The organism is Pelomicrobium sp., assembly GCF_036803785.1.
In the GTDB taxonomy this organism is placed as follows: domain Bacteria; phylum Pseudomonadota; class Gammaproteobacteria; order Burkholderiales; family UBA6910; genus Pelomicrobium.
The window spans coordinates 1-11,216 of sequence record NZ_DAIRTR010000100.1; the positions used below are offsets into that span (position 1 = coordinate 1).

Annotated in this window: 9 protein-coding genes and 1 pseudogene; 6 read left to right on the top strand and 4 right to left on the bottom strand. The window is 65.2% G+C overall.

Annotation, left to right across the window (positions count from 1 at the left end):
• Together recN and V7Q81_RS11530 are read right to left on the bottom strand one after the other, a co-directional pair.
• The coding region (gene recN / locus V7Q81_RS11525) for a DNA repair protein RecN (RefSeq protein WP_333843407.1) at positions 1–1,654 on the bottom strand (1,654 nt) is incomplete at its 3' end.
• 23 nt (positions 1,655–1,677) lie between these two features.
• Positions 1,678–2,568 carry an NAD kinase gene (locus V7Q81_RS11530; RefSeq protein ID WP_333843410.1) on the bottom strand — a complete coding sequence of 297 codons (891 nt, stop codon included), beginning with the start codon at positions 2,566–2,568 and terminating at the stop codon, positions 1,678–1,680.
• 94 nt (positions 2,569–2,662) lie between these two features.
• Here V7Q81_RS11530 and hrcA point away from each other — a divergent pair, with 94 nt between their 5' ends.
• The 3 genes from hrcA (at position 2,663) to V7Q81_RS11545 (ending at position 6,239) form a co-directional block, all read left to right on the top strand.
• Positions 2,663–3,679, top strand: a complete 1,017-nt coding sequence (gene hrcA, locus V7Q81_RS11535) for a heat-inducible transcriptional repressor HrcA (RefSeq protein ID WP_333843413.1) — start codon at positions 2,663–2,665, stop codon at positions 3,677–3,679.
• A gap of 57 nt (positions 3,680–3,736) precedes the next feature.
• Complete coding sequence (gene hemH / locus V7Q81_RS11540) at positions 3,737–4,828, top strand: ferrochelatase (protein WP_333843415.1); 1,092 nt, start codon at positions 3,737–3,739, stop codon at positions 4,826–4,828.
• Positions 4,829–4,934: 106 nt separating this feature from the next.
• A complete protein-coding gene (locus V7Q81_RS11545) occupies positions 4,935–6,239 on the top strand; it encodes a hemolysin family protein (RefSeq protein WP_333843417.1) in 1,305 nt (434 codons plus the stop codon).
• Between the two features lie 6 nt (positions 6,240–6,245).
• Here the strand turns inward: V7Q81_RS11545 and V7Q81_RS11550 are convergent, their stop codons facing one another.
• Entirely contained in the window at positions 6,246–6,938 is a 693-nt protein-coding gene (locus tag V7Q81_RS11550) for a hemerythrin domain-containing protein (RefSeq protein WP_333843420.1), read from the bottom strand.
• A gap of 135 nt (positions 6,939–7,073) precedes the next feature.
• Here V7Q81_RS11550 and grpE point away from each other — a divergent pair, with 135 nt between their 5' ends.
• From grpE to dnaJ, 3 genes and pseudogenes are all read left to right on the top strand, one after another.
• Complete coding sequence (gene grpE / locus V7Q81_RS11555) at positions 7,074–7,673, top strand: nucleotide exchange factor GrpE (RefSeq protein ID WP_333843422.1); 600 nt, start codon at positions 7,074–7,076, stop codon at positions 7,671–7,673.
• Between the two features lie 57 nt (positions 7,674–7,730).
• Positions 7,731–9,659 (top strand): annotated as a pseudogene (gene dnaK / locus V7Q81_RS11560) (molecular chaperone DnaK); the annotation flags it as partial.
• 99 nt (positions 9,660–9,758) lie between these two features.
• Positions 9,759–10,880, top strand: a complete 1,122-nt coding sequence (gene dnaJ, locus V7Q81_RS11565; RefSeq protein ID WP_333843423.1) for a molecular chaperone DnaJ — start codon at positions 9,759–9,761, stop codon at positions 10,878–10,880.
• A 24-nt stretch (positions 10,881–10,904) separates the two neighbouring features.
• On the opposite strand, the gene V7Q81_RS11570 is transcribed toward dnaJ, so the two are convergent.
• The coding region (locus V7Q81_RS11570) for a POT-type proton-dependent oligopeptide transporter (protein WP_442954823.1) at positions 10,905–11,216 on the bottom strand (312 nt) is incomplete at its 5' end.

The window sequence follows — 11,216 nt, forward strand, 5'->3', positions numbered from 1 at the left end:
CGACCTTGAGCATCTCCCGCGCATGCCGGCGTGTTGTCTCGGTGATTTTCACGCCTCCCAGCATGCGAGCGATTTCATCAATGCGCTCCTCGGCCTCCAGAGGCCGGATGTGGCTCACCACCGCCCCGTCCCGCGCCAACTTGGTGACCTGCCATTGATGGTCCGCGGCGGCGGCCACCTGCGGCAGGTGGGTCACGCACATCACCTGGTGCAGGGTCCCCAGCTGTTTGAGGAGCCGCCCCACGATCTCCGCCACCTTACCGCCTATGCCCGCATCCACCTCGTCGAAGATCAGGGTGGGCACCTGGGCCACGCGGCTGGCGATGACTTGGATCGCCAAGCTGATGCGGGAAAGCTCCCCCCCTGAGGCGACTTTGCCCAGGGGACCCGGCGGAGTTCCCGGGAGAGTCGCCACCTGGAACTCCACCTGCTCCAGCCCGAAGCTACCCCCGGGATCCACCGGGTGGAAGGCTACCGTAAATCGGCCGCTCCCCAAGGCCAAGTCCCTGAACGCGCGGGTAACCGCCTCGGAGAGGGTCTGCGCCGCGTTTTTGCGACCCTGGGAAAGCCGGCGTGCCCGCTCCAGATATATCTCCCGGGCCTTCTCTTCCTGGGCCATCAGGGCCTCAAGGCCCGCTGCCCCGCCGATCTCGTCGAGCCGCTCCCGCACTCGGGCGAGCCGCTGGGGCAGCTCCTCCACCGCCACCCGGTGCTTGCGGGCGCACGCGTGGATCGCCCCTAGGCGGCTCTCCACTTGGGCGAGCCGGTCCGGGTCTAGCTCCAGGCGGGAAGCGTAGCGGTTAAGGCTGTAGAGCGCCTCCTTGAGCTGGATCTCCGCCGGCTCCAGGAGCTCCAGCGTCTCCTTGAGCCGGGAATCGTAGTCGGTGAGGGCAGACAGGCGCTGGATCAGCCCCCGGAGCCGGGGAAGCACGGCTCCGTTCTCCCCCTCAAGGGCTTCCAAGGCCTCCTGGGCACCCGCCAACAAGGCAGCCGCGTGAGCGAGACGCTTGTGCTCCGCCTGCAGGACCTGCCACTCCTCAGGGGAAAAGGCGAGGGTTTCCAGCTCCTTCAAATCCCGCGCCAGCTCCTCCCGCTCCCGGGCGAGGGCTTGCTCGTGTTTCTGCCACTCGATGCGCCGGGCGCGCAGGGTTTGCCACTCGTGGTAGGCGGCCGCCACTTCCTGGGCGAGGGCTGTCTGTCCACCCAGCGCGTCCAGGAGCTCCCGCTGGTAGTCGCTGCGCAGGAGCGACTGATGGGCGTGTTGGCCGTGGATGTCCACCAGGCGCACTCCTACTTCCCTGAGCTGCTGCACGGTGGCGCTTGCCCCGTTGATGAAGGCCCGGGAGCGGCCGGAGGGCTCCACCACCCGGCGTAACAGGCAGCATCCCGACTCGGCCTCGAAGCCCCCTTCCGCCAGCCAAGTCTCCACCCAGGGAAGCCGGGAAACGTCGAACTCGGCGGCAATCTCCGCCCGCGCGGCGCCCCTTCGCACCACTGCCGCGTCCGCCCGCTCCCCCAGCACCAGCGCCAGGGCGTCGATCAGGACGGACTTGCCGGCGCCGGTCTCCCCCGTGAGAGCGGTGAAGCCGGGGGCAAACTCCAGCTCCACCTCGTCCACGATCACGAAATCACGGATGCGCAGATATCGCAGCATGGCTGTTCCGGGGTGGCACTGGGCTACGATGGGGTTTGGAAAAAAGGCTGCTCGCTCCAGCGTAGCTTCTCCCGCAGCATGTGGTAGTAGCTGTGCCCCACCGGGTGGAGGAGCCTGACCGGGTGGGGCGAGCGTTTAACCACTACCCGGTCGTTTTCCCGCAGCTCGGCGTGGGAATGGCTGTCGAAATGCACTCGGGAGCTGTTGGTCTCGTGCATCACAATCTCCACTGTCGAGTCCGCGCCGATCACGATGGGCCGGTTGGAGAGGGTATGGGGGCAGATCGGCACCAGGGTGATGAGCTGGAGCCGCGGATGCACGATGGGGCCGCCGGCGGAGAGGGCATAGGCGGTTGAGCCGGTGGGGGTGGCCACGATCAGTCCGTCGGAGCGTTGGCTATAGACGAATTGGCCGTCCAGGCGCACCTCGAACTCGATCATGCTGCCCTTGATGCCCCGGTGTACCACCACGTCGTTGAGGGCCAACCCCTGGAAGACGACCGCCTGGGACGAGACCACCTCCCCCGCGAGGAGCATGCGCTCCTCCACCATGTACTGCCCATCCAGCATGGCGCCCAGGGTCTGCAGCATGGTGTCCACCGAGATGTCGGTGAGGAAACCAAGGCGCCCCTGGTTGACCCCCACCAGGGGCACCCCGTAGGGGGCGAGGGTGCGGGCGATGTTGAGCATGGTACCGTCGCCGCCTAGCACCACCGCCAGCTGTGCTCGGCGGCCAATCTCGTCCAGGGTGAGGGCTGGATAACGGGACTGCCCCAGGTGGGTCCCGGTCAGGCGGTCCACCAGCACCTCGAGGCCGCGCTCTTTCAGGTAGGCGCCCAGCCGGAGCAACGGCTCGGCAATTTCGGCGCTCTTGAACTTCCCTACCAGGGCAATGGTCTTGAAGGACGTGTTCATCGCGAGGATTAAACCACAAAGAGCGGATGAAGCGGCGCGGGTGCTCCCGGGACCGCGGTTGGTACTGCCGCAAGGGCGGTTGTAGAATTTTCCCATGCTAAGCGAGCGAGCCCAGATTCTGCTAAAAACCCTGGTGGAGCGCTACATCGTGGAGGGCGAGCCGGTAGGATCGCGCTCGCTTTCTAAGTATTCCGGGTTGGACCTGTCCCCCGCCACCATTCGCAATGTAATCGCCGACCTGGAGGACATGGGCCTCGTCGCCAGCCCCCACACCTCGGCGGGACGGGTGCCCACGGCCCGGGGCTACCGATTGTTCGTCGACAGCCTCCTGGTCGTGAAGCCCCTGGAGGAGCGCCAAGTGGCCGAGCTGTCAGAGCACCTGCACCCGGATAACCCCCAGCGCCTGGTGTACGCCGCCTCCCAGCTGCTGTCCCAGCTCACGCATTTCGCTGGCGTGGTGATGCTGCCCCGGCCCGACGTTGCGGCCTTCCGCCATATCGAATTCCTTAAGCTGTCGGAGCGGCGGCTGCTCCTCATTATCGTCACCCCCGAAGGCAACGTGCAGAACCGGGTCATCGTCCCGGAGCGGGGCTACAGTGCCTCGGAACTGGCCGAGGCCTCCAACTACCTCAACCAGCACTACGCCGGGCTCACCTTCGACGAGATCAGGGGGCGCTTAAAGCAGGAGCTCAGCGAGCTGCGGCGGGAGATGGTCGAGCTCATGACCTCCGCCATCGAAGCGGGGAGCGAAGCCGTGCAGGACACTCAAGACGCGGTGGTGGTCTCCGGGGAACACAACCTGCTCGATATCCGCGATCTGTCCGCCGACAGGTCGCGCCTACGCCAGCTCTTCGACCTCTTCGAGCGCAAGACGGACTTGCTCCGGCTCCTGGAAGCCAGCCGCCGGGCCCAGGGGGTGAAAATCTTCATCGGCGAGGAATCGGGGGTAGTGCCCCTGGATGAGTGTAGCGTGGTCACTGCCCCCTACGAGGTGGACGGACGGGTGGTGGGAACCCTAGGGGTGGTGGGTCCAACCCGCATGGCCTACGATCGGGTGATTCCCCTGGTGGAGATTACGGCCAAGCTCCTGTCCGGAGCCCTGTCCCAATGAGGCGAGGCGCGAGGGGCCGGCCCTGCAGAGGACCAGGCCGACGAGCTTAGGCCCTCCATGCCGTACTGCCCCGAGCCCCCTTTCCAGCATGGACGCCCAACCCGGGCAGGAGTGCTGCTCATCAACCTGGGCACGCCGGAGGCCCCCACGCCGGCGGCGGTGCGCCGCTACCTCAAGCAGTTCCTGGGAGATCCGCGGGTGGTGGAGCTTCCTCGCCCCCTGTGGTGGCTGATCCTGCATGGTTTCATCCTCACCACCCGCCCCCGACAATCCGCCAAGCGCTACGCCCAGATCTGGACGCCGGAGGGTTCCCCCTTGCGCCTGCACACCGAGCGGCAGGCGAAGCTGCTCCTCGGCTACCTGGGAGCGCGCATCCGGCCTGCTCCCGCGGTGGCGTATGCCATGCGCTACGGCAACCCCTCGGTCTGCCAGGCCCTGGAGCAGCTCAAGGCCCAGGGCTGCGACCGGGTGCTGGTACTGCCTCTGTATCCCCAGTATTCCGCCAGCACCACGGGAAGCGCCTTCGACGCGGTGTTCGCTGCATTGAGCCATATGCGCAACGTGCCAGCCTTGAGGCTCATCAAGCACTTCCATGATCATCCCCGCTACATCGCCGCCCTGGCAGCCCGGGTGCGGGCCCACTGGGAAAGGCATGGCCAGGGAGAGCTCCTCCTCATGAGCTTCCACGGCGTACCGCGCTACACCTTGGACAAGGGCGACCCTTACCACTGCGAATGCCAGAAAACTGGCCGACTGTTGGCGGAGGCCTTAACGCTCAAACCCGAGCAGTATCGGGTCACCTTCCAGTCCCGTTTCGGGCGGGCCGAGTGGCTAAAGCCTTATACCGCCGACACCCTCGTCGCCCTGGGTCGAGCCAGGGCGCGCCGGGTGGACGTGATCTGCCCGGGCTTTGTGGCCGACTGCCTGGAGACCTTGGAAGAAATCGCCATCGAAGGCAAGGGCTTGTTCTTGGGCGCCGGAGGCGGTGAGTTTCACTACATCCCCGCCCTCAACGACCTGCCCGACTGGATCCACGCCCTGGCCGAGCTCGCCCAGAGCCATATGCACGGATGGCTGGAGGCAGAGCCGGTGGCCGAGGCGCTGCAACGTTCCCGGGAGCGAGCCCTCGCCCTGGGAGCCCGGGCCTGAGCGTTTCCCCGCGAGCCTCATCGCTCGGACGGAGCACCGCAAGGGCAATGCCGCTTCGGCCTCTGCCCCGCGACATAACCTCCCCTCCACTAGCGACGCAAAGACGATGGACCTGCTGATTCTCGTAAGCCTCATCGTGCTCAACGGCGTGCTCGCCATGTCCGAGCTGGCGATCGTCACTTCCCGCAAGCTGCGGCTGCGCCAGTGGGCGGATCGGGGCGACCCGGCGGCTGCCGTGGCGCTCCAGCTGGCCGAGCATCCGGGGTCGTTCTTGTCCACGATCCAGATCGGCATCACGGCGGTGGGCATCTTCGCCGGTGCGTTCGGGGAAGCAACCCTGGCAGAGGCGCTGAGCCGCACCCTCGGACATTTTGAACCCCTCGCTGCTTACGCCGAGGCGCTCGCCCTAGGACTCGTGGTGATCGGGATCACTTACTTCTCCCTCATCCTCGGCGAACTCGTACCCAAGCAACTCGCCCTCCACAACCCGGAGCGTGTCGCCCGCCTGGTGGCCCGTCCGCTGCGGTGGCTGTCCCTGGCGGCCCATCCCCTGGTGCGCCTGCTGAGTGCCTCATCCGAGGCGGTACTGCGGCTCCTCGGCTCCCGGCCAGCCCGGGAAGCCCAGGTCTCGGAAGAAGAGATCCGAGCCATGCTGCGCTTGGGAGCCCAGCTTGGTGTGCTGGAACAGACAGAACACGACCTGGTAAAGAACGTGTTCCGGCTGAACGACCGCAGCGTGAGCACCTTCATGACCCCCCGCCAGGAGATCGTGTACATCGACCTGGAGGAGGGCGAGGAGGCAATCCGGCGCACCATCGTCCGGGGGTTACACACCTCCTATCCAGTATGTCGGGGTGGGCTAGAGAACCTGCTGGGGGTGGTCTCGGTGCGGGAGCTGCTCTCTCGCCTCCTTTCGGGCGAGCCCTTCGACCCCGGCGCCGGTCTGCGAGAGCCCGTCGTGGTACCCGAGTGGATCACCGGCCTCGAGGTGCTGGAAACCTTCAAGCGCACCGGCAGCCACCTGTGCCTCGTCACTGACGAATACGGGGAGATCCTCGGGCTGGTGACGCCCCATGACGTGCTGGAGGCCATTGTGGGGGGGATTGCTCCGACGGAACAGCCCCAGTGGATCGAGCGCGGGGACGGCTCTTGGCTGGTAGACGGGATGGTCTACGTGGACGAACTCAAGGATCGCCTCAACCTCCGGCGGCTGCCCGACGAGGAGGAACGCAACTACGAGACCCTGGGCGGCTTGGTGATGACCCAGCTCGGGCGTATTCCCACGATCGCCGACGCCTTCGAGTGGGAGGGCTACCGCTTCGAGGTGGTGGACATGGACGGCAAGCGCGTCGACCGCGTGCTGATCACCCCCATCGCCAGGCGCGAGGCGGAAACGACCAGCGAGGGCTGAAGGGATTCAGCCGGGCGAATCCCCCCAGGGCAGCCGGGCGAGCAAGTCATCGAGCAGGCGCCGGCGCTGCGCCGGAGCGAGCTCCTCAAGGCTTAGGCGCCATAGGGGAAACAGGCGGTTTTCCTCGCGATGCTCATGCTTCGCCAGGGTTCCCGAGAGAAGGGCGCAGAAGACTCCGGCTTCCGTGCCGTCAGGGGGATCTTGGGTCAGGCACTCCTCCAGCAGGGCGAGCTGGGCGAGGATTTCCTGGTGTTCCCGCAGCATGACGGACAGGGGATCATCCCCGGTGGGGCTGGCGGCAAGGGCAAGCCTGGGGGCCAGGATGCCGTCTTCGAAGGCAATGTGGGCCCGCAGCCCGGCGGCGAAGGAGGCTAGCAAAGGGGCCGCCTCCGCCACCGCGGCCTTGTTCACCCGTTCGAGGGCCCGGGCAAAGAGCCGGTCGAGCCAAGCATGGTGCCGGGTGAGGAGATCGATCACGTCCTGGGGAGGAGTGTCCTCCTTGAGCCCTACCTCGGCCCGCCAAGCCTTTCCCTCCGGGAAGATCCGCCAGGCGAGCCGCCCGCGCAGCTGCAAGTTGACCGCCTCCAGCACGAGGGTGGGCTCCTCCTGGGTGAGCACCGTGGCCTGTTCCCCTCGGGCGAGGTCCCGCAAGGCATAGAAGGCCGCGGTGCGTACCCGGCTCTCCGGCTCGTTCTGCAAGTCGATGATTCTGGAGGTCCCAACCATAATCGAAGAGATTAGCACACTCTAATATGATGAAGAAACCGCTCGCCCAGCCCTTGAAATCCCCTCCAGGTGCCCATAACAACAAAAAATTAATGGAGGAACATCGCCATGCAAGAGATTGAGCGGGATAAGGTCCCTTCCGCGGAGCCGCCAGGCACTTCCGCAGGCGAAGGGCTTACCGAAGTGAGCGAGCCGACTCTGTCCGGCCGGTCCGAGCAGGTCCCCGAAGCCGACCTGATCGCCAGCCTGGAGGAGACGCTCAAAAAAGCCGAGCAAGCCGCCCAGGAGCACTACGACGCCTGGCTGCGAGCCAAGGCAGAGGCGGACAATATCCGCAAGCGCGCCGAAGCAGAAATCGCCAACGCCCACAAGTATGCGGTGGAGAGTTTTTCTACCCAGCTGCTGCCCATCAAGGACAGCCTAGAGACCACCCTCACGGTGGAAAACGCCTCCCTCGAGCAGTTGCGCGAGGGTGTTGCGCTCACCCTAAAGCTGCTCAACCAGTTGTTCGAAAAATTTGGCATCCGTGAGATCAACCCGGGCCAGGGGGAAAAGTTCGACCCCTATCGCCACCACGCCATGACCACAGTGGAGTCGGACGGCCCCGCCGGACTGGTGATGCAGGTGATGCAGAAGGGCTACATGCTGCACGATCGGGTGATCCGTCCTGCCTTGGTGGTGGTGTCCAAGCCCAAGGCCGAGGCTTGAAATAAGGGGGGCGCGCCCGCATTTACTGCTTAACGGAAAAATCCAGACTTTTCAAAAAGGAACAGGCTTATGGGCAAGATTGTCGGCATCGATCTGGGGACGACCAACTCGTGCGTGGCCGTGATGGAGAACGGCAAAGTCAAGGTGATCGAGAACTCGGAAGGCTCGCGCACGACCCCTTCCGTGGTCGCCTACACCGACGAGGGTGAAATCCTGGTGGGAGCTCCGGCCAAGCGCCAGCAGATCACCAATGCCCAGAACACCCTGTATGCAGTCAAGCGCCTGATCGGGCGCAAGTACGACGAAGACATGGTGCAGCGGGCGATCAAGATGGTGCCCTACAAGATCGTGCGCGCCGACAACGGCGACGCTTGGGTGGAGGTGCGGGGCAAGAAGCTCGCCCCGCCCCAAGTCTCGGCGGAAGTGTTGAAGAAGATGAAGAAGACCGCCGAGGACTACCTGGGCGAGCCGGTGACCGAGGCGGTCATTACGGTGCCCGCCTATTTCAACGATTCCCAGCGCCAGGCCACCAAGGATGCGGGCCGCATCGCTGGGCTGGAGGTGAAACGCATCATCAATGAGCCCACCGCGGCGGCTCTTGCCTTCGGCATGGACAAGAAGGAAGGCGACCGCAAGATCGCGGTGTACGACCTGGGCGGCGGCACCTTCGACATCTCCATCATCGAGATCGCTGAAGTGGACAAGGAACACCAGTTCGAGGTGCTCGCCACCAACGGGGATACCTTCCTCGGTGGCGAGGACTTCGACCAGCGCATCGTCGATTATCTGGCCGAAGAATTCAAGAAAGAGCACGGCATCGACTTGCGCAAGGACGTGCTCGCCCTGCAGCGGCTAAAGGACGCTGCGGAAAAGGCCAAGATCGAGCTGTCCTCCGCCCAGCAGACGGAGGTGAACTTGCCCTATATCACGGCGGACGCGAGCGGGCCGAAGCACTTGGTGGTGAAAATTACCCGGGCGAAGCTGGAGAGCCTGGTGGAGGATCTGATTGAAAAGACGGTGGAGCCCTGCCTGATCGCCATGAAGGACGCAGGGGTGAAGCCATCCGACCTGGACGACGTGATTCTGGTGGGTGGCCAGACCCGCATGCCCAAGGTGCAGGAGAAGGTGCGGGAGATCTTCGGGCGCGAGCCGCGCAAGGACGTGAACCCGGACGAGGCGGTGGCCATCGGTGCGGCCATCCAGGCGGCGGTGCTGCAAGGCGCGGTGAAGGACGTGCTGCTCCTCGACGTTACGCCCTTGAGCTTGGGCATCGAAACCCTGGGCGGCGTGTTCACCAAACTGATCCCGAAGAACACCACCATCCCGACCCGGGCTACCCAGGTGTTCTCCACTGCCGAGGACAATCAGACGGCGGTGACCATCCACGTGCTGCAGGGCGAGCGGGAGATGGCGGCGGGCAACAAGAGCCTGGGCCAGTTCAACCTGGAGGGTATCCCGCCGGCACCCCGGGGCGTGCCCCAGATCGAGGTGACCTTCGACATCGACGCCAATGGCATCCTGCACGTGACCGCCAAGGACAAGGCGACTGGCAAGGAGGCCAAGATCCGCATCCAGGCTGGCTCGGGGCTCACCGAAGAAGAGATCCAGCGCATGATCAAGGACGCCGAGCTCCACGCCGCCGAGGACCATAAGCAGTTTGAGCTGGTCAACGCTCGCAACCAGGCGGACGCGCTCATCCACTCGGTGCGCAAGAGCCTGAAGGAGTACGGCGACAAGCTCTCGGCGGAGGAAAAATCCAAGATCGAGGCAGCGATCGCCGCGGCAGAGACCGCCATCAAGGGCAACGACAAGGCGGAGATCGACGCCAAGGCTCAGGCGCTGGCGGAGGCCTCCCACAAATTGGCGGAGAAAATGTACGCCGGCGCCCAGGCCGAGGCTGCCAGTACGTCCTCGACAGCCGGAAGCAAGAAGCAGGATGCCGACGTGGTCGACGCGGAGTTCGAGGAAGTCAAGGACAAGAAGTAAACCGCCCGGACGGACACAAAGGCGCAGAGACGCTGAGAAGGCAAGCCCTCTCGGCGTATACTCTGCGCCTTGTCGTCTTGTGCGGTCCGCCACCCAGCCATGGCTAAGCGCGATTACTACGAAGTGCTCGGCGTCAACCGGGACGCCTCTGAAGAGGAGATCAAGAAGGCGTACCGACGCCTCGCCATGAAGTACCATCCGGACCGCAACCCGGACAAACCCCAGGCGGAGGAGCACTTCAAGGAAGTCAAAGAAGCCTTTGAGGTGCTCTCCGACCCGGACAAGCGGGCCGCCTACGATCAGTTTGGCCACGCCGGTGTGGAGGCGACCGCAGGGGCTGGTGCTGGATTCGGCGGATTCGGCAGCTTCGCCGATGCCTTCGGTGACATCTTTGGCGACATTTTCGGTACAGGCGGGCGCAGCCGCGCTTCTATGTACCGGGGTGCGGACTTACGCTACAACTTAGAAATCACCCTGGAGCAAGCGGCCCGGGGCACCGAGACCAAGATCCGGGTGCCCACGCTAGCCACCTGCGAAGCGTGTCACGGCTCGGGAGCCCGCGCGGGAAGCGGTCCCGTCACCTGTCCCACCTGCCGCGGCCACGGCCAAGTGCGCATGCAACAGGGCTTCTTTTCCATCCAACAGACCTGCCCCACCTGCCACGGCACGGGCAAGCACATCCCCCATCCCTGCAGCCACTGCGGCGGCAGCGGGCGCGTGAAGAAGCACAAGACCCTGTCGGTGAAAATCCCTCCTGGGGTGGACGACGGGGACCGCATCCGCCTCTCCGGCGAAGGGGAGGCGGGGCTCTCCGGAGGGCCGCCGGGTGACCTTTACGTGGTGATCCACGTCGCGCCCCACCCGGTGTTTACCCGGGACGGCAACGATCTCCACTGCGAGATGCCCATCAGCTTCGCCACCGCTGCCCTGGGCGGCGAGATCGAGATCCCCACCCTGGAAGGCGCGGCTAAGATCCGCATTCCCCCGGAAACCCAGTCCGGAAAGGTGTTTCGGCTGCGGGGCAAGGGCATCAAAGCCTTGCGCTCGAACACCGTCGGTGACCTCTTGGTGCACGTGGTGGTGGAGACCCCGGTCAACCTCACACCCCGGCAGAAGGAGCTCCTGGAGGAGTTCGAGCGCCTTTCCCGGGAGGGGGGCGAGCAGCACAACCCCCGCCACAAGAGCTGGATGGACAAGGTGCGGGAGTTTTTCCAGTCCTGATCCCCCGGTTCGCTTGCCCTCGGGCTACAAGCGTCCGTGGCCGAGCCGGCGCAGAAGGGGCGAGAGGGCGGCCAGGAGGAGCCCCGTTCCGAAAGAGGTGGCGACAAAGATCAGGAAGAAATCCGCTTGGCCGCCCAGTAGGCGAAAGTACTCGCCCCTCGCCACCCGCTCCAGCATCCCGGCCAGATAACCGCCCATCAGATTCGCCGCGAAGTTGGACAGGAACCACACTCCCATCAGCATGGAGGCGAAGCGCACCGGGGCAAGTCGCGTGACCATGGACAGCCCCACGGGAGACAGGCACAGCTCCCCCAGGGTGTGGAGCAGGTAGGCGGC